We start from the raw sequence: 18504 nt of genomic DNA on the forward strand, positions 1-18504 counted from the left end.
TCTTGCCGGAGGTAGAGCACTGGATAGGCGATGGGCCTTACCGGGTTACTGACCTTAGCCAAACTCCGAATGCCGGTAAGTGAGAGCGCGGCAGTGAGACTGTGGGGGATAAGCTCCATGGTCGAGAGGGAAACAGCCCAGAGCATCGACTAAGGCCCCTAAGCGTGTGCTAAGTGGGAAAGGATGTGGAGTCGCAGAGACAACCAGGAGGTTGGCTTAGAAGCAGCCATCCTTGAAAGAGTGCGTAATAGCTCACTGGTCAAGTGATTCCGCGCCGATAATGTAGCGGGGCTCAAGTACACCGCCGAAGTCGTGTCACTCACATAGTAGCCTTAACGGGTGTGTGGGTGGGTAGGGGAGCGTCGTGTGCCGGGTGAAGCAGCACCGTAAGGTAGTTGTGGATGGTTCACGAGTGAGAATGCAGGCATGAGTAGCGATACAAGAGTGGGAAACTCTTGCGCCGATTGACTAAGGGTTCCTGGGTCAAGCTGATCTGCCCAGGGTAAGTCGGGGCCTAAGGCGAGGCCGACAGGCGTAGTCGATGGATAACCGGTTGATATTCCGGTACCCGCTGTGGAGCGTCCAACACTGAATCTTCTGATGCTAAGGCCGTGAAGCCCCCTGCTGGACTCTTTGAGTGTGGTGGGTGTGGTGGAGCCGCTGACCCGAGGGGGTAGTAGGTGAGTGATGGGGTGACGCAGGAAGGTAGTCCATCCCGGGCGGTGGTTGTCCCGGGGTAAGGGTGTAGCCCGAGAGGTAGGTAAATCCGTCTCTCGTTATGTGGGTGAGACCTGATGCCGAGCCGTTGTGGTGAAGTGGATGATCCTATGCTGTCGAGAAAAGCCTCTAGCGAGTTTCATGGCGGCCCGTACCCTAAACCGACTCAGGTGGTCTGGTAGAGAATACCGAGGCGTTCGGGTGAACTATGGTTAAGGAACTCGGCAAAATGCCCCCGTAACTTCGGGAGAAGGGGGGCCTCTTCTGGTGATCCCACGTGCTGGGTGAGCTGGGGGTGGCCGCAGAGACCAGCGAGAAGCGACTGTTTACTAAAAACACAGGTCCGTGCGAAGCCGTAAGGCGATGTATACGGACTGACGCCTGCCCGGTGCTGGAACGTTAAGGGGACCGGTTAGCTGCGTTTCGGCGTGGCGAAGCTGAGAACTTAAGCGCCAGTAAACGGCGGTGGTAACTATAACCATCCTAAGGTAGCGAAATTCCTTGTCGGGTAAGTTCCGACCTGCACGAATGGCGTAACGACTTCTTGACTGTCTCAACCATAGGCCCGGTGAAATTGCAGTACGAGTAAAGATGCTCGTTTCGCGCAGCAGGACGGAAAGACCCCGGGACCTTTACTATAGCTTGATATTGGTGTTCGGTTCGGCTTGTGTAGGATAGGTGGGAGACTGTGAAGTCATCACGCTAGTGGTGGTGGAGTCGTTGTTGAAATACCACTCTGGTCGTGCTGGATGTCTAACCTGGGTCCGTGATCCGGATCAGGGACAGTGTCTGGTGGGTAGTTTAACTGGGGCGGTTGCCTCCTAAAGAGTAACGGAGGCGCCCAAAGGTTCCCTCAGCCTGGTTGGTCATCAGGTGGTGAGTGTAAGTGCACAAGGGAGCTTGACTGTGAGACTGACGGGTCGAGCAGGGACGAAAGTCGGGACTAGTGATCCGGCGGTGGCTTGTGGAAGCGCCGTCGCTCAACGGATAAAAGGTACCCCGGGGATAACAGGCTGATCTTCCCCAAGAGTCCATATCGACGGGATGGTTTGGCACCTCGATGTCGGCTCGTCGCATCCTGGGGCTGGAGTCGGTCCCAAGGGTTGGGCTGTTCGCCCATTAAAGCGGTACGCGAGCTGGGTTTAGAACGTCGTGAGACAGTTCGGTCCCTATCCGCTGTGCGCGTAGGAGTCTTGAGAAGGGCTGTCCCTAGTACGAGAGGACCGGGACGGACGGACCTCTGGTGTGCCAGTTGTTCTGCCAAGGGCATGGCTGGTTGGCTACGTTCGGAAAGGATAACCGCTGAAAGCATCTAAGCGGGAAGCCTGCTTCGAGATGAGGGCTCCCTCCTCCTTTGAGAGGGTAAGGCTCCCGGTAGACGACCGGGTTGATAGGCCGGATATGGAAGCCCAGTGATGGGTGGAGTTGACCGGTACTAATAGGCCGAGGGCTTGTCCATAGTTGCTTGCGTCCACTGTGTAGGTTCTGAGACAACAACCGTGTGTTGGCCGGTTTGTTTGTTTCATGGTGTTTCGGTGGTTATAGCGTTAGGGGAACGCCCGGTCACATTCCGAACCCGGAAGCTAAGCCTTTCAGCGCCGATGGTACTGCATGCGGGAGCGTGTGGGAGAGTAGGACGCCGCCGAACAAATTGTGAGAGCCCGGGGTTCTGGATTTATCGTCCAGGACCCCGGGCTTTTTTGTGTTCCGGGTCCTGTGCACCCAGCAACACGGCACGTGCCTGTGCTGTGGACCACAGTGCTGTTTTGTTGTACCCGCTGTCGATACCGTGTGCCGTATGACGGGAACAGCGCGCGTGATGTGGGACGAAGCGGTGACCGGCTACGACTTCGGCTCGGGGCATCCCATGGACCCGGTTCGGCTGGCCCTGACGATGCGGCTCGTCGAGGCTTTCGGGCTCGACGCGAAGAGCGAGGTGCGGGCGGCCAGCCCGGCCGGGGCGTCCACGCTGGGACTGGTCCACCGCCAGGACTACATCGACGCCGTCCGCCGGGTGTCGGCCGAGCCCGGCAGGGCCGACGGTTCCTACGGTCTCGGCACCGAGGACGACCCGGCCTTCGCCGGGATGCACGAGGCTTCCGCGCTGATCGCGGGGCAGTCCATCGCCGGCGCCGAGGCCGTGTGGCGCGGTGAGGTGCAGCACGCCGTCAACTTCGCGGGTGGTCTGCATCATGCGATGCCCGGTACGGCCTCCGGTTTCTGCATCTACAACGACGCCGCCCTCGCCATCGCGCGGCTGCTGGAGCTGGGGGCTGAGCGGGTGGCCTACGTGGACATCGACGTCCACCACGGTGACGGCGTGGAGAGGGTGTTCTGGGACGACCCCCGGGTGCTGACCGTCTCCCTGCACGAGCACCCCCGGACGCTGTTCCCGGGCACGGGCCGGGCCGAGGAGTCGGGCGGTCCGGGGGCCGAGGGGACGGCGGTCAACGTGGCGTTGCCGCCCGGGACGGCGGACGGCGGCTGGCTGCGGGCCCTGCACGCCGTCGTTCCCGAGCTGCTGGCGGCCTTCCGACCGACCGTGCTGGTCACCCAGCACGGCGCCGACACACACCTGGAGGATCCGCTGGCGCATCTGGCGGTGACGGTCGACGCGCAGCGGGCCGCGGCGTCGGCACTGCACGAGTGGGCGCACCAGTATGCGGACGGGCGGTGGCTCGCGCTGGGCGGCGGGGGGTACGCGGTCGTGGACGTGGTGCCGCGCACGTGGACGCACCTGGTGGCCATCGCCGCCGGCGCGCCGATCCCGCCGGACACGGTGGTGCCGGAGGAGTGGCGGCACCAGGTGTACGCGGCGACGAGGGTGCAGGCTCCGCGCCGGATGACGGACGGGCGCGATCCGGTGTGGCGTGACTGGGCGGAGTCGGGCTACGACCCGGCGGACGCGTTGGACCAGGCGGTGCTGGCCGCACGTCGCGCGGTCTTCCCTTCCCACGGTCTCCTGCCGTAGCCGTCCACGGTGCCGTCGTGACGCGGGCGCTGCCCGGCCGTGGTGACGACGCGTGGGGTTCTGACGTCGGCTCAGGCAGCCTGCCGCTCCTCCTGTCCAGGGGGATGCCGCAAGGCGATGTATCGACTTGGAGACACGTTTCGGAGTACACGCGCGCACGTTGTCCTACGTAAGAGGAGTCGCACGTGCAGTGATCAATGCGCCCCAGTGCGCCCCTGGTGCGCCCGGCGTGCGGCCCCGCGCCCCCGGTGCTCCGGGCTCCGGGGGCGCGGGCTCTCCGGTCCCGTGGAATCACACTCCGAGGCGTGGACGCCCGACTGGCTGCGGGGCTGCCGCGCAGGTCGGCGGGGTGTTCACGCGGGGTACGGGCGACGGGAGCGCGGCCGCCGCGTCCGTAGCGGGCCGCGTGCCGCGGGGACGTGACCGGCGATGACGCTGTGCCGCCCGCCCGCTACCGGCCGCGCACGCGCTATGTACTCAAACGCGCCTGTCTGTCACAGTAGGAGGCCGATCGCTACTCCTCTTCCCCACTTGCATCACCCGCCCCTAATCTGGGGAGGAGCGCGCATGCGAGCAGGTGCATCGGAGGGGAAGCCGGTGCCCGACATGTGCGAAAGGTTCAGGTGTGACATGGCTGCTGGTGAGAAGCCTCTCAGCGAGGTCAACTTTCTGACCGTGGCGGAAGTAGCCGCGGTGATGCGCGTGTCCAAGATGACCGTGTACCGCTTGGTGCACAGCGGTCATCTGCCGGCTATCCGGGTCGGCCGTTCGTTCCGGGTCCCGGAGAACGCCGTCCACGAATACCTCCAACAGTCGTATGTGGGGGTGGAAAGCGCCTGAGGCAGGTTCTCGAAAGCCCTCGGATTACGACCATCACTCGGTGCCGGGTAGGCTGGGGCCCCGTAGGTCGTGTGGGCTCGGACGCCCCGCACCGAGTGATCAAGTGAGCGAGGGTAGTCGTGGGCTCTGTTATCAAGAAGCGGCGCAAGCGGATGGCGAAGAAGAAGCACCGCAAACTGCTCAAGCGCACGCGCGTTCAGCGTCGCAACAAGAAGTGAGCGAACGCCTCACACGCAGGTCCTGAGGACCGGCCCGCCTTGGCCCTCCCGCGCGAATCGGCGACGGGAGGGCCGCGGCGTTTCCGGTCGCGGTCCGGTCGGTGATCCGGGCTCGCCGCCCTGGGCTCGCCGCCCTGGGGCCGCCATTCTGGGGTCGCCGCCCTGGACGCGGCGGGCTCCACGCGGCGCATGGCACCGCGCGCAGGTTCCGTCACGGACGCGAAACGTCGACCCGATACGGTGACCGCGGGGATGCAACGGCTGTCAGGAGGGCACGTGGGCCAGGTCGTTCTCGTCACCGGAGCCGCTCGACGGCTGAGCGGGCGGCTGATCCGCCGACTCCAGCGTGCCGAGGGCGTCGACGCGGTTTTGGCCGTGGACACCGTGACACCCCGGCACCCGATCGGGGACGCCGAGTTCGTCGAGACGGACATCCGGCATCCGGCGGTCGGCGCGCTGATCGCGCGACGGGGCGTGAACACCGTCGTCCACCTCGACGTCGGCGGTGGCACGGCACCGCACCGCCGCAGCCGTGCCACGGTCAAGGAGACCAACGTCATCGGCACGATGCAGTTGCTCGGTGCCTGTCAGAAGGCACCGAGTGTGCGGCGGCTGGTGGTGCGGTCCAGCACCCACGTCTACGGCGGTGCGCCACGCGATCCGGCCGTGTGCCGGGAGACGACGGTGTCGGGCAGCGTGCCCGGTGGGGGCTTCGCCGAGGACACGGTCGAGGTCGAGGAGTACGTGCGCGGTTTCGCCCGACGACGTCCCGACGTCGCCGTCACGGTGCTGCGGTTCGCCGACATCCTCGGGCCCACCGCCGACGAGGCGCTCGCGGGCTACCTCACGCTTCCGGTGCTGCCCACCGTCCTCGGCTACGATCCGCGGCTGCAGTTCGTCCACGAGGACGACGCTCTGGCGGCGCTGGAGCTCGCGGCCGGGGAGGCGCGTCGCGGCTCGCTCGCGGCGGGGACGTTCAACGTCGCCGGTGACGGTGTGCTGCTGCTCTCCCAGTGCGCGCGGCGGCTGGGCCGTCCCGTGCTGCCGCTCGTCCGGCCCGCGCTGAGCTGGGCGGGCACGGCCCTGCGCACCGTCGGGATCGCCGACTTCTCGCCGGAGTACGTCCGGCTGCTCACCCACGGGCGGGTGGTGAGTACGGCGCTGATGCGGGAGACGTTGGGTTTCTCGCCGGAGTACACCACCGCCGAGGCTCTCGCCGACTTCGCCGGGCGGCACGGGCCGGGGCTGTTGCCCCCGCGGGCCGTCGCCGGCGCGGTCGACCGGTTCGAGGAGGCGGTCCGCCGTGCCTGACGCCAAGGTCATCCCCTTCGACGACGACCGGGCCCGGCGGCGCGCACGAGGCGTCCCGCACCCGTCGACGCCGCCCGAGGAGCGGCCGTCCGCCGCGGAGCCGGCGTCCGCCCCGGAGCCGGTGGACGGTTCGCCGAGGGAGCCGGGCCCGGGCCGGCCGGCCGGCCCGGGGGACGAGGATCCCTGGCTCGACCGCCTGCTCGGGGCGGGCTGGGACCGCCGGGCCGCCGCGGGGCTCTCATTCCTCCGGCGGCGGCTCACTGGGGAGTACGCCGTCGACGCGTTCGGCTACGACGCCGAGCTCACCGGACAGGTGTTGATGTCGCTGATGCGCCCGGTGTACGAGAAGTACTTCCGGGTGGAGGTGCGCGGCGTCGGGAACCTGCCGGCGGAGGGCGGCGCCCTGGTCGTCGCCAACCATTCCGGGACGCTGCCCTGGGACGGGCTCATGCTCCAGGTGGCCGTGCACGACCATCACCCGGCCGGCCGTCATCTGCGCCTGCTCGCCGCCGACCTGGTGTTCACGCTGCCGGTGGTGGGGGAGCTGGCCCGGAAGGCGGGCCACACGCTGGCGTGCGCCGAGGACGCCGGGCGGCTGCTCGCGGGCGGCGATCTGGTGGGGGTGATGCCGGAGGGGTACAAGGGTGTCGGAAAGCCCTTCGCCGACCGCTACAAGCTTCAGCGTTTCGGGCGGGGCGGATTCGTCTCGACGGCGCTGCGGGGGGGCGTGCCGATCGTGCCGTGTTCCATCGTCGGCGCGGAGGAGATCTACCCGATGATCGGCAACGCGAAGACGCTGGCCCGGGTGTTGGGCCTGCCGTACTTCCCGCTCACTCCGGCGTTCCCCTGGCTCGGGCCACTGGGCGCGGTGCCGCTGCCGACGAAGTGGACGATCGAGTTCGGTGAGCCGATCCCGACGGACGGGTACGCGCCCGGGGCCGCGGACGACCCGATGCTGATGTTCGACCTCACCGACCAGGTGCGCGAGACCATCCAGCGCACGCTGTACCAACTCCTGGTCCGGCGCCGGTCGGTGTTCTTCTGAGGGCTGCCCCGAGGCGGGCCCCAGCGGCGGCCCGCCTCGGCGCGCCCGGTCGCGACGCGTCGACGCGGGCCGGCCCGGCCACGGCATGCGGCTACGGCATGTCCTCGACGTCCACGCCGAGGCCGGGGAGCCCGCCCGGGAGGAGGGGCGGGATGGTGACGTCCGGCCCGGGGAGCGGATCCACGCCGCCCGTCAGGGGGTCTTCCGGGTCGGTGGGGAGCGGGTCGAGCAGGCCGGGGTCGCCGCCGATGAGCCCGTCCTCCGGCGTCTCGCCGCCCTCGCCGGACTCGGTGGGGCTGGGCTCGCGCTCGGAGTCCGGTGAGCTCTCGCCGCCCTGGCCGGGTGTGCCCGCTCCGGAGGAGGGATCCGAGGGCTCCGTGCGGTAGTTCTCGACCGTGCCCTCCTCCGAACCGGGTGCCGAATCCCGGTTCGCTCCGTCCCCGGCGGGGGGCAGCAGCTCGTCCCGCAGCGGTTCGACGTCCTCGTTTATGGCGTCGAACACCGAGTTGACCTCGTCGCCGACGCCCTGGAGCTGGACGGGCAGCCGGTCGCGGAGCTGCACCCACGTGTCGCGGTGGGACTGGGCGAACGCGGAGAGGGAGCGCATCGGCGCGAGGTCGCCGTCGCGTTCGTAGACGCCGCTGAGCAGCCGGTGCCCCTCGGAGGCGTTACTCCGCATGGCGTCGAGCGCGTTGCGGACCTCGCCGAGCGACTCGTGGTCGAGCGCGCCCGCGCGCCCGCGCTCCATGAGCCGACGGGCCTCGTTGAGGCGGGTGGAGGCGTGGTCGAGGTAGAGGACGCCGCGGTCGGAGTCGTTCCCCGCCATGTCGAGCTTGAGGTCCTCCATGCCGCGCTTGAGGCCGTAGAGCGTGTCGCCGGGCAGGGCGTTCGTGCTGGCGCCGGCGACGCCGGTGAACGCCCCGGCCGCGACGCCGACCGTCAGCCCGCCCGCCGCGAGGCCCTTGCCGAGCCGGCTCCGCGGCTTGAAGCGGCTCAGGGCCGGGGCGCGGTGGGCTCCCTTGCCAGAGCGGCCACGCTGCTCGGGGACGTGGGCGCCCCCGCCGGCGAACTGGTTCTCCATCGCGGCGACGAGCTGGGCGCGCTGGACGGCCTTGACCTCTGGGTCCAGCTCGGGGGCGGGGAGGGAGGAGAGCCCCTCGGCGAGTGCCAGCATGGCCCGCTGCTCGGCCTCTTCCGCGGGCCCGCCCCGGGCCGCGGCGGGCGACGCGGCGGGCGCGTCGGAAGCCGGTTGCCCGGAGTTCGGGGTGGCCGCCACGCCCCGCGGGGCGGCCTCGGCATCGTCCGCCGTCGACCCGGCCCGCTCGTCGAGCGCCTGGGCGAAGGCGTTGGCCCGCCGGTTCGTGGACACGGAGCCGATCACGGGCGGCACCTCCTTACGTCAGCACGGTTGACTCCCAGGACCGTTCGGGTGGTTGCGCGGCCCGTTTCATTACACCCGAAAGAGTGAGACCGGGTGGACGAATCGGGACCACGGGGAGTCTGCACACCCCCCAACGAGCGGCAGTGCGTCCGGGTTACGGAGGGGCGATGATGTGATGAAGAAGCTGACGCAGGGGTCATCGATCGTTGCCTGGAGTGAGATGTCGGAGCCCGGTCGCCCCGCCCGGGCCCGGGGCCCGAGGCTCCGGCCCCCGGCCCCCGGAGCCGGGAGCCGTGAGCCCGGGCCCCGGAGCCGGGAACCGCGAGCGTGGGCGGGGGCCCGGGCGGGGACGGGGCCGGGCGGACGGGGCCGGGGGCGTTCAGCGGGCGTCGTCCGGGAGCAGCCGGGCCAGGGTGCGCACGGCCCGGTACTGGAGGGTTTTGATCGCTCCTTCGTTCTTGCCCATGATCCGCGCCGTCTCCGCGACCGAGAGCCCGTGCAGGAAGCGCAGGGTCACGCACTCCTGCTGCTGTGGGTTGAGCCGGCGGACGGCGTCGAGCAGGGTGTCGTTGGACAGCCGCTCCAGGACCGACTCCTCGGGGCTGCGCTCGACCTCGTTGGCGTCGAGCATCTCGCCCGTCGTCACCTCCAGCCGGAAGCGGCTGGACTTGAAGTGGTCGGCCACCAGGTTGCGCGCGATCGTCACCAGCCAGGCGCCGAAGTCGCGGCCCTGCCAGGTGAACGTGCCGATCCGGCGCAGGGCGCGCAGGAAGGTCTCACTGGTCAGGTCCTCGGCGGTGGCCCGGCCGCCCACCCGGTAGTAGATGTAGCGGTAGACGGTGTCCGCGTACTGGTCGTAGAGCATGCCGAAGGCCTCGGCCTCGCCGTCCTGGGCCCGTTCGACCAGGTCCATCATGCGACGGCTGTCGCTGTCCACCGGGCGGCGGGCGGTCGAGGTGCCGGCGGCTCCGGCGCGGCTTCGTCTGCCGAGCGCACTGGCGGAGACGGCGCCGGTGGCCCCGTCGGCGAGCGCGTAGGCGGGGTGGGCGGGGACGGCCCCGGCGAGGGCCGGGACGGCGTAGGCGGTGGGGACGAGCGAGCGCAGCCGGTCGGCGACCGTATCGCGCAGCCTGGCCAGGCCCGAGGCGTCAACCCCGACGTGTGGGTACACGGGACTCCCAGAGGCAGAGCTTCCATCACGTGCAGTGCGGGACCGACCGTCCGATGGTGGGACGTTTGGCACCGGATTACGTCTGAGGAGAATAACCCTTAGTGCTGGCCGTGCTACGCCTAGTTGCTCAAATCACCGATTCGGTTTGTTCAATTACGCATTGATGCTCGATCACAAATCGAACGTGCGGCGTCCTTTGATCGTTCTGATATCAAGTTCGGTCTGTTTCGGGCCGAGTTGAGTATGTGCGACCCGTGGTGGACTACCCTGCCCCGCGCTGGGAAGAATGGCCTGATGCCCCGCCGGAATCTGTGCGGCGGAGCAGGTCGGACGATGCGGCGAGCCGCGTGGTCACGCGGCCGGACGCCGGTGCGCGGTGCCGGGGCACGGTGCCGGTGCGCACCGTGGCGGGCCGGCCGCCGTGGTCAGGGTGAGAGCCGGCGTCGGAGTGCGACGGCCGCCGCCGCGCCGCCCGCGACTGCGCCGACTCCGGCCGCCGCGGGCAGGCCCACGCGGGCCGCCTTCCGCCCCGTCCGGTAGTCCCGCAGCCGCCAGCCGTTGTCCCGCGCGTGCTCGCGCAGGCGGCTGTCCGGGTTGATCGCGTACGGGTAGCCGACGAGCGAGAGCATCGGGATGTCGTTGACCGAGTCGCTGTAGGCGGCGCAGCGGGCGAGATCGAGCTCCTCGGCCGCGGCGAGCGCGCGGACCGCCTCCGCCTTGGCCGGGCCGTGCAGCGGCTCGCCGACCAGACGTCCGGTGTAGACGCCGCCGACCGACTCGGCCACGGTGCCGAGGGCGCCGGTCAGGCCGAGCCGCTGGGCGATGATCGTGGCCGTCTCCACCGGGGCGGCGGTCACGAGCCAGACCTTCTGGCCCGCGTCCAGGTGCGCCTGGGCCAGGGCTCGGGTGCCGGGCCAGATGCGGCCGGCCATGTACTCGTCGTAGATCTCCTCGCCGATGGCCATGAGCTCCGCGACCCGATGGCCCTTGACGATGGACAGCGCGCTGGCCCGCACCTCGGCCATGTGCTCGGGGTTCTCGGTGCCCGCGAGGCGGAAGTACGTCTGCTGCCAGGCGAAGCGCGCCAGCTCCCGCGTCTCGAAGAAGCGGCGCTTGTAGAGGCCGCGGCCGAAGTGGAAGAGGGCGGCGCCCTGCATGACGGTGTTGTCGAGGTCGAAGAACGCCGCGGCGCGGACGTCCCCGGCCACGGGGAACTCCGCTTCCGCGGGTCCGGACTTGCGCGCGGCCTCGGCGGACGCCTCGCCGGCGAGGACGCTCGCCTCGGTGGCGGTTCGCTTACGGGGGGTGAGCCATGCCAGTGCACCCATGGGGCGAGCATAGCCATCGGACGTTCGCGCTCCGGTTACGGCCGGATGTCCCGGTCCCGTCCGGCGGGACAATGGTTCCCATGGAGACCCCAGAAGCGCCCGCCGCGGGCCGCACCGTGACCCTCATCGGCAAGCCCGGCTGTCATCTGTGTGACGACGCCCGGGAGATCGTCGCCGCCGTGTGCGCCGAGACCGGGGCGGCCGTCGAGGAGAAGGACATCGAGCAGGACGCCGAGCTGTACCGCCGGTACTGGGAGCAGATCCCCGTCGTCCTGGTCGACGGCGCGCAGCACGACTTCTGGCGTGTCGATCCGGTGCGGCTGCGCAGGGCCTTGGTGGGCTGAGCGATGGCGGGGTGCGGGTGCCCGGTCGGGGCGGGCGCCGGATCGGTTCCCCTCGCGGGCCGGAAATCGGGGAGGTGTGTGCCCTGGTGTCCGGATTGGCGCGTGTGGCGCCGATCACTTCGCACGGACAAATCGGACACTATCTTTGTGCACGCTTTCACAAAGGCATAGCCTGTGGGAGACGGAGCGGTACCGGGGCGGGCCCTGGCAGGCGGGACCGCTCCCGCCCCCAGCTGACGCGGGGGTGCCGCACCCAGCCGACGTTGGGCGGCGCCCCTAGGAGCAAACGGCAGGAGCACCGTGGCAACTGGCCGAAACCACCGACCGGCGACCCGGAGCCGAGGGATTCCCGAGGCTACCGTCGCCCGACTTCCGCTGTACCTGCGGGCCCTCACGGCGCTCTCCGAGCGCTCGGTGCCCACGGTCTCGTCGGAAGAGCTGGCCGCCGCGGCCGGGGTGAACTCGGCCAAGCTCCGCAAGGACTTCTCCTACCTGGGCTCCTACGGCACCCGCGGCGTCGGCTACGACGTCGAGTACCTCGTCTACCAGATCTCCCGTGAGCTGGGGCTCACCCAGGACTGGCCCGTCGTCATCGTCGGTATCGGTAACCTCGGCGCCGCCCTGGCGAACTACGGCGGCTTCGCCTCCCGCGGCTTCCGCGTCGCCTCGCTCATCGACGCCGACCCCGCGATGACGGGCAAGGTCGTGGCCGGGATCGGGGTCGAACACACCGACCGCCTGGAGCGGATCATCGAGGACAACGGCGTCTCCATCGGCGTGATCGCCACCCCCGCGGGCGCCGCCCAGCAGGTGTGCGACCGCCTGGTGGCCGCCGGGGTGACGTCCATCCTGAACTTCGCGCCCACCGTGCTGTCCGTGCCGGAGGGCGTGGACGTGCGCAAGGTGGACCTCTCGATAGAGCTCCAGATCCTCGCGTTCCACGAGCAGCGCAAGTCCGGAGAGCTGGAGGCCGGGGAGGCCGCCGGGCAGGACACCGCCGCCCCGGCCGCGCCCCCCGCCGTCTCCGTGACGCGCCGGAGCGCCGCGCACGCCGGCGGCGGGGCGGGCAAGGGTACCGACACCGAAGCAGGGCCGGACGGGGATGTCCCCGCCGTGATGCCGGCATGAGCCTGCTCGTCGTCGGTCTGAGCCACCGCAGCGCACCCGTCAGCGTGCTGGAGCGCGCGGCCCTCGCGCCCGAGGCGCGCGGCCCGCTGCTCGCGGACGTCGTGGGCGCCGAGCCCGCCACCGAGGCGGCCGTGCTGTCCACCTGCAACCGCATCGAGCTGTACGCGGACGTGGACAAGTTCCACGCCGGCGTCGCCGAGCTGTCCACGCTGCTCGCGCGGCACAGCGCGGTCGCGCTGGAGGAGCTGACCCCCTACCTGTACGTCCACTACGAGGACCGGGCCGTCCACCACCTGTTCTCGGTGGCCTGCGGCCTGGACTCGATGGTCGTCGGCGAGGGCCAGGTCCTGGGGCAGATCAAGGACGCGCTCGCGCTCGCCCAGGAGGTGCACAGCGCCGGCAAGCTGCTCAACGACCTGTTCCAGCAGGCGCTGCGCGTCGGCAAGCGGGCGCACAGCGAGACCGGGATCGACAAGGCCGGCCAGTCGCTCGTCACCTTCGGCCTGGAGCAGCTCGCCACCGCCGAGAGCGAGGGCCTGGACGTCGAGCGCTGGGCGAAGGACAAGCGCGCGCTGGTGATCGGCGCCGGTTCGATGTCCGCCCTGGCGGCCACCACCCTCGCCCGGGCCGGTGTGGCCGAACTGGTGATCGCCAACAGGACGTTGGAGCGTGCCGGGCGGCTCGCGGACTCGCTGGGCGGCCGGTCCGTCGCCATGGCCGACGTGCCCGCTGAGCTGGCCGCGGCCGACATCGCCGTCTCCTGCACCGGCGCCACCGGCCTCGTGCTGCCGCAGGGCGTCGTGGCCGCGGCGGTCGCCGGCCGGAAGGCGCCGCTGGCCCTGCTCGACCTGGCCATGCCCCGGGACGTCGACGCCGCCGTGCACCGCGTCGAGGGCACCCGGCTGGTGGACATCGAGTCGCTGGCCGAGGCCGCCGCCGACGCGCCGATGGCCGCCGACGTGGACGCGGTGCGCCGCATCGTCGCCGACGAGGTGGCCGCCTTCGGCGCCGCCCAGCGGGCCGCCACCATCACGCCCACCGTCATCGCCCTGCGCACCATGGCCTCCGACCTCGTCGCCGGCGAGATGGCCCGCCTCGAAGGCCGCCTGCCGGGCCTGGACGAGCGGGAGCGCGCGGAGATCACCCAGACCGTGCGCCGCGTCGTCGACAAGCTGCTGCACGCGCCCACCGTGCGCGTCAAGCAGCTCGCCGGCGAGCCGGGCGGCGCCTCCTACGCCGACGCCCTGCGGGAGCTCTTCGACCTCGACCCCCAGACGGTCGCCGCTGTCAGCAAGCCGAACAGGAGCGGCGATGCACACTGAACGGAACGCTCCGCAGAGCACCTCACCGAACACTCCACCGGACACCCCACCGACGCGCGGACGGGCCGGGGAGCGCCCGCTGCGGCTGGGCACCCGGCGCAGCGCTCTCGCCATGGCGCAGTCCGGCCAGGTCGCGCGGGAGATCACCCGGCTGACGGGCCGCGAGGTCGAGCTGGTGGAGATCACGACCTACGGTGACGTCTCCCGCGAGCAGCTGGCGCAGATCGGCGGCACCGGGGTGTTCGTCTCCGCCCTGCGGGACGCGCTGCTGGCCGGGGAGATCGATCTCGCCGTCCACTCGCTCAAGGACCTGCCCACCGCGCAGCCCGAGGGGCTGACCATCGCCGCCGTGCCGCCGCGCGTGGACCCGCGCGACGCGCTCGTCGCCCGCGACGGCCTCACCTTCGAGCGGCTCGCCGCCCAGGGCACGGACGCCCGCCCCGTCCGCGTCGGCACGGGGTCGCCGCGACGGATGTCGCAGCTGAACGCCTGGGCCCGTACGCTGGGCCACCGGATCGAGACGGTGCCCGTTCGGGGGAACGTCGGCACCCGGATCGGATTCGTCCGCTCCGGGGAGCTCGACGCCGTCGTCCTCGCGGCCGCGGGCCTGACCCGCCTCGGCAGCCTGGACGAGGCGACCGAGCTGCTCGACACCGACGCCGTCCTGCCCGCCCCCGGGCAGGGCGCACTGGCTGTGGAGTGCGTCGCGAACGACGCACGACTCGCCGCCCAGCTCGCCGGCCTCGACGACCCGCACACCCGGGCCGCCGTGACCGCCGAGCGAACCCTGCTCGCCGCCCTGGAGGCCGGTTGCAGTGCGCCCGTGGGCGCTCTGGCCGATCCCCGGGACGACGGGAAGTCTGTCACCGAAATGCGCCTGCGTGGCGTCGTCGGCACTGTCGACGGCTCGACGCTGGTGCAGCTGTCCACCACCGGTCACGTACCGGCGTCCGCCGACGAGCAGAGGGCCTGGGCCGAACGCCTGGGCCGGGATCTCGCCGACGCGATGCTTGCCAAGGGTGCGGCCGGTCTGATGGGGGAGCGCGCACATTGAGCCCCACCACCGCCCAGAACGCGACCAAGGCAGGGACCCGCACGTCCCGCGGCAGGACGGACGCGAGCACGCCGAAAGCCGACGCCGCGCCAGCCGCGGCGGCAGCGCCCACCGGTAGCGGTGGCAAGACCGCGCGCGGCGCCACCGCGCCGGTCTCCGCGGCACCGGCGCCCAACCGGCACCTCTACGGCGCCGACGGCCACGTGACCTTCCTCGGCGCCGGTCCCGGCGACCCGGGGCTGCTCACGCTCCGCGCCGTCGAGGCCCTGGCCAACGCCGACGTGCTCGTCGCCGACCCCCAGGTGCACGACGTCGTGCGGCCCCACGCCCGGGCAGGCGTGGACATGCCCGGACAGGCGGCGGCAGACGACTCGACCGAGACTTCCGCCACATCTGCCGTCGCAGCAGATCTTGTCATGGCGGCCGCGCGCTCCGGCAAGCGGGTGGTCCGTGCGGTGCTCGGCGACCCCGGGCTGGACGCCGACGCCGCACGCGAGATGCTCGGCTGCGCCGAGGCGGGCATCACCTTCGAGGTGGTGCCCGGCATCGCGACGGCCGTGGGCGTGCCCGCCTACGCGGGAGTGCCGCTGCGCGACGAGCACGGCACGGACGTCCGCTTCATCGACGCCCGCTCCGCCGACGCCCGCTGCTGGACGGAGGTGGGGGCCTCCGACGCCACCGTCGTCATCTCCACCGTGCTCGACTCGGTGACGGCCGCCGCGGCCGAGCTGGTGACCGCCGGGCGCAAGCCCGACACCCCGCTCACCGTCACCGTCGCCGGGACGACGACGCGCCAGCGCACCTGGAGCGCGACGCTGGGCACCCTCCAGCAGACGCTCAAGCAGGCCAAGGTGCTGCCCGCCGCCGAGGCCGGTCAGCCGGTGATAGCCGTCGTCGGGGAGCGCAGCGCCCCCGCGCAGCGCGACCAGCTCGCCTGGTTCGAGTCCAAGCCCCTGTTCGGCTGGAACGTTTTGGTGCCGCGCACCAAGGAGCAGGCCGCCTCCCTGTCCGACCAGCTCCGCTCCTACGGCGCCGTCCCGGCCGAGGTGCCGACGATCGCCGTCGAACCGCCGCGCACCCCGCAGCAGATGGAGCGGGCCGTCAAGGGCCTGGTCACCGGGCGGTACGAGTGGATCGCGTTCACCTCGGTCAACGCGGTGCGGGCGGTGCGGGAGAAGTTCGAGGAGTACGGCCTCGACGCACGCGCCTTCGCGGGCATCAAGGTCGCCGCCGTCGGCGACCAGACGGCCGCCGCGCTGGTGGACTTCGGCGTCAAGCCCGACCTCGTCCCCTCGGGCGAGCAGTCGGCCGCCGGGCTGCTGGAGGACTGGCCGCCCTACGACCCCGTCTTCGACCCGATCGACCGCGTCTTCCTGCCGCGCGCCGACATCGCCACCGAGACGCTGGTCGCCGGGCTCATCGAGCTGGGCTGGGAGGTGGACGACGTCACCGCCTACCGGACGGTGCGCGCCTCGCCGCCGCCGGCCGAGACCCGCGAGATGATCAAGGGTGGCGGCTTCGACGCCGTCCTGTTCACCTCGTCCAGCACCGTGCGCAACCTCGTCGGGATCGCCGGCAAGCCGCACAATGTGACGGTCATCGCCTGCATCGGACCGGCCACCGCGAAGACGGCCGAGGAGCACGGGCTGCGCGTCGACGTGCTCGCCCCCGAGCCGTCGGTGCACCGCCTGGCCGAGGCCCTCGCCGAGTTCGGCACCCGGCGCCGCAAGGCCGCCGTCGAGGCGGGCGAACCCGTCAAGCGGCCGAGCGAGAAGCGGCCGACGAGGAGGAGAACGCGGTCGTGAGCAGTGTCAACGACAGGTCCGGGGTGAGCGGTGGGTACGGCGGCGCGAGCAGCGCCTACGGCGGCTTCCCCGCGGCGCGCCCGCGGCGGCTGCGTACCACGTCGGCCATGCGCCGCATGGTCGCCGAACACCGCCCGCACCCCGCCGACCTGATCCTCCCGGCCTTCGTCCGGGAGGGCATCAGCGAGCCGGTGCCGGTGTCCTCCATGCCCGGCGTCGTCCAGCACACCCGCGACACCCTGCGCAAGGCGGCCGTCGAGGCCGCGGCGGCGGGTGTCGGCGGGCTCATGCTGTTCGGCGTCCCCGAGCACAAGGACGCCGTCGGCTCCCAGGGCACCGACCCGGACGGCATCCTCCAGCGCGCCCTGCGCGACGTGCGCTCGGAGATCGGCGACGACCTCGTCGTCATGTCCGACCTGTGCCTGGACGAGTTCACCGACCACGGCCACTGCGGCGTGCTGGACGCCGAGGGCCGCGTCGACAACGACGCCACGCTGGAGCGGTACGCCGAGATGGCCCGCGTCCAGGCCGAGGCCGGGGCGCACGTCCTCGGGCCGAGCGGCATGATGGACGGCCAGATCGGGTACGTGCGCCGGGCCCTGGACGAGGCCGGGCACACCGACGTCGCGATGTTCGCCTACACGGCGAAGTACGCCTCCGCGTTCTTCGGACCGTTCCGCGAGGCCGTCGGCTCCTCCCTCAAGGGCGACCGCAAGACCTACCAGCAGGACCCGGCGAACGGCCGCGAGGCGCTGCGCGAGCTGGCGCTCGACCTCGCCGAGGGCGCCGACATGGTCATGGTCAAGCCCGGCCTGCCCTACCTCGACGTCCTGCGCGACTTCACCCGCGAGGTGAACGTGCCCGTCGGCGTCTACCAGGTATCCGGCGAGTACGCGATGGTCGAGGCCGCTGCGGAGAAGGGCTGGATCGAGCGCGAGCGGGCCATTCTGGAGACGCTGACGAGCTTCCGCCGCGCGGGCGCCTCGCTCGTCCTGACGTACTGGGCCGCGGAGGCCGCCCGCTGGCTGCACGAGGGCCGCTGAGCCGCTGGGGCAGGCGGCTCGGCCGCGGCGGGGGAGCGGGCGCCCACGGGGCGCGCGGGCCGGTTCGCGCACCGGGCCGGCGGGCAGGAGGCCGCGCGCCCGCGCGGGTGACGGCTCCCGGCAGCTCCCCCGGTCCGCCGAGCGCCGCCCCGGCCGTGGCCGTGTCGTCTCGTGCGCAGACGCTACCGGGCGGGGCAGGGGCGGGCCGGGGTCGTGGTGGCGTACAGGTAGGCGGAGCCGGGGTGGGTGCGGTGGGCGCAGAGCCGCTCGCGCGGGCCGAGCAGGGTGACGGCTTCGGGGTCGCCGCCGAACGGCACGGCGTTGCGCTGCACCCAGCGGAGGGCGGCCTGTTGGCCGGCGAGCCCCTCGTCGGTGACGGCGACGGTGACGGCGTCCGGGGCGGCCGAGGCCGTGGTGGGGCCGAGGTGGACGTGGACGGGGAGCCCGGCGCCGACGCTCACGCCGCGGGGCGTGGTCACCGTGAGGCGGCGGCAGGCGGGCGTGCAGGAGGGCTGGGTGGCGTCCCGCACCCCGCGCCACTCGATGGTGGGGGAGGCGTAGGGGAGGCCGTGGAAGATCCGCGCGGTGGGGGTGAGTTCGCCCCGGACCGCGCCCTGGTCCGTACGGACGACGGAGGGGTCGGGGTCGCCGTCCGATGCCTGTCCCGCGGCGGTCGGCAGCCCCGCCGCCACGGCGACGGAGATCATCGCGTAGGCCGCCCGCCGCACGGTGCCGCCACGTCTGGTCATGGTCCGCATGACGATGACGCTAGGCACTCGACGGACGGTCGAGGAGCCGGCCGGCCCCCGGGCCCGGGGTGGGGGGT

The 18504-nt window shown here is 71.3% G+C and carries 15 protein-coding genes and 2 rRNA genes (1 of these 17 cut by a window edge); 13 read left to right on the top strand and 4 right to left on the bottom strand.

From position 1 onward, the window contains the following. From O7609_RS13910 to O7609_RS13940, 7 genes are all read left to right on the top strand, one after another. Window positions 1-2176: ribosomal RNA gene (locus O7609_RS13910) — 23S ribosomal RNA — on the top strand; it begins 951 nt to the left of the window's first position. Window positions 2177-2248: 72 nt separating this feature from the next. After that, window positions 2249-2365, top strand: a 5S ribosomal RNA gene (gene rrf, locus O7609_RS13915). Between the two features lie 150 nt (window positions 2366-2515). Beyond that, window positions 2516-3688 carry an acetoin utilization protein AcuC gene (locus O7609_RS13920; protein WP_269736624.1) on the top strand — a complete coding sequence of 391 codons (1173 nt, stop codon included), beginning with the start codon at window positions 2516-2518 and terminating at the stop codon, window positions 3686-3688. A gap of 630 nt (window positions 3689-4318) precedes the next feature. After that, entirely contained in the window at window positions 4319-4528 is a 210-nt protein-coding gene (locus O7609_RS13925; RefSeq protein ID WP_191211255.1) for a helix-turn-helix domain-containing protein, read from the top strand. A 119-nt stretch (window positions 4529-4647) separates the two neighbouring features. Beyond that, the gene (locus O7609_RS13930; RefSeq protein ID WP_003948845.1) at window positions 4648-4746 is read left to right on the top strand and encodes a 30S ribosomal protein bS22; all 99 of its coding nucleotides are present in this window, start codon (window positions 4648-4650) and stop codon (window positions 4744-4746) included. Between the two features lie 276 nt (window positions 4747-5022). Next, window positions 5023-6057: an NAD-dependent epimerase/dehydratase family protein gene (locus O7609_RS13935; RefSeq protein ID WP_269743645.1), complete on the top strand. Its 1035-nt coding sequence runs from the start codon at window positions 5023-5025 to the stop codon at window positions 6055-6057. Further along, the gene (locus O7609_RS13940; protein WP_269743646.1) at window positions 6050-7102 is read left to right on the top strand and encodes a lysophospholipid acyltransferase family protein; all 1053 of its coding nucleotides are present in this window, start codon (window positions 6050-6052) and stop codon (window positions 7100-7102) included. Before O7609_RS13935 ends, O7609_RS13940 begins: the two co-directional genes overlap by 8 nt. Before the next feature lie 91 nt (window positions 7103-7193). Here O7609_RS13940 and O7609_RS13945 read toward each other — a convergent pair whose 3' ends face one another. The 3 genes from O7609_RS13945 to O7609_RS13955 form a co-directional block, all read right to left on the bottom strand. Next, a complete protein-coding gene (locus O7609_RS13945; RefSeq protein WP_269743647.1) occupies window positions 7194-8483 on the bottom strand; it encodes a DUF5667 domain-containing protein in 1290 nt (429 codons plus the stop codon). 379 nt (window positions 8484-8862) lie between these two features. Further along, a complete protein-coding gene (locus O7609_RS13950) occupies window positions 8863-9654 on the bottom strand; it encodes an ECF subfamily RNA polymerase sigma factor, BldN family (protein WP_269736620.1) in 792 nt (263 codons plus the stop codon). Between the two features lie 425 nt (window positions 9655-10079). Further along, window positions 10080-10982 carry an HAD family hydrolase gene (locus O7609_RS13955; RefSeq protein WP_269743648.1) on the bottom strand — a complete coding sequence of 301 codons (903 nt, stop codon included), beginning with the start codon at window positions 10980-10982 and terminating at the stop codon, window positions 10080-10082. Window positions 10983-11062: 80 nt separating this feature from the next. On the opposite strand from O7609_RS13955, the gene O7609_RS13960 reads away from it, so the two are divergent. The 6 genes from O7609_RS13960 to hemB all read left to right on the top strand — a co-directional run bounded on the left by O7609_RS13960 (window position 11063) and on the right by hemB (window position 17678). Continuing rightward, complete coding sequence (locus tag O7609_RS13960) at window positions 11063-11326, top strand: glutaredoxin family protein (RefSeq protein ID WP_269736618.1); 264 nt, start codon at window positions 11063-11065, stop codon at window positions 11324-11326. A 300-nt stretch (window positions 11327-11626) separates the two neighbouring features. Beyond that, the gene (locus O7609_RS13965; RefSeq protein WP_269736617.1) at window positions 11627-12454 is read left to right on the top strand and encodes a redox-sensing transcriptional repressor Rex; all 828 of its coding nucleotides are present in this window, start codon (window positions 11627-11629) and stop codon (window positions 12452-12454) included. Continuing rightward, on the top strand, window positions 12451-13776 hold the full coding sequence (locus O7609_RS13970; RefSeq protein WP_269736616.1) for a glutamyl-tRNA reductase: 1326 nt from the start codon (window positions 12451-12453) through the stop codon (window positions 13774-13776). The genes O7609_RS13965 and O7609_RS13970 overlap by 4 nt, the downstream gene beginning before the upstream one ends. Further along, window positions 13766-14830 (top strand): hydroxymethylbilane synthase, encoded by a 1065-nt coding sequence (gene hemC / locus O7609_RS13975; RefSeq protein WP_269736615.1) that lies wholly within the window; start codon window positions 13766-13768, stop codon window positions 14828-14830. Before O7609_RS13970 ends, hemC begins: the two co-directional genes overlap by 11 nt. 203 nt (window positions 14831-15033) lie before the next feature. Then, window positions 15034-16635 (top strand): uroporphyrinogen-III synthase, encoded by a 1602-nt coding sequence (locus O7609_RS13980; RefSeq protein WP_269737265.1) that lies wholly within the window; start codon window positions 15034-15036, stop codon window positions 16633-16635. Beyond that, window positions 16632-17678, top strand: coding sequence for a porphobilinogen synthase (hemB, locus tag O7609_RS13985; RefSeq protein ID WP_269736614.1), 1047 nt, complete (start codon window positions 16632-16634; stop codon window positions 17676-17678). Before O7609_RS13980 ends, hemB begins: the two co-directional genes overlap by 4 nt. A gap of 182 nt (window positions 17679-17860) precedes the next feature. Here the strand turns inward: hemB and O7609_RS13990 are convergent, their stop codons facing one another. Then, window positions 17861-18436: a carboxylesterase family protein gene (locus tag O7609_RS13990; RefSeq protein WP_269736613.1), complete on the bottom strand. Its 576-nt coding sequence runs from the start codon at window positions 18434-18436 to the stop codon at window positions 17861-17863. Between the last annotated feature and the right edge of the window lie 68 nt (window positions 18437-18504).

The organism is Streptomyces sp. WMMC1477 (assembly GCF_027460245.1).
Lineage (GTDB): Bacteria > Actinomycetota > Actinomycetes > Streptomycetales > Streptomycetaceae > Streptomyces.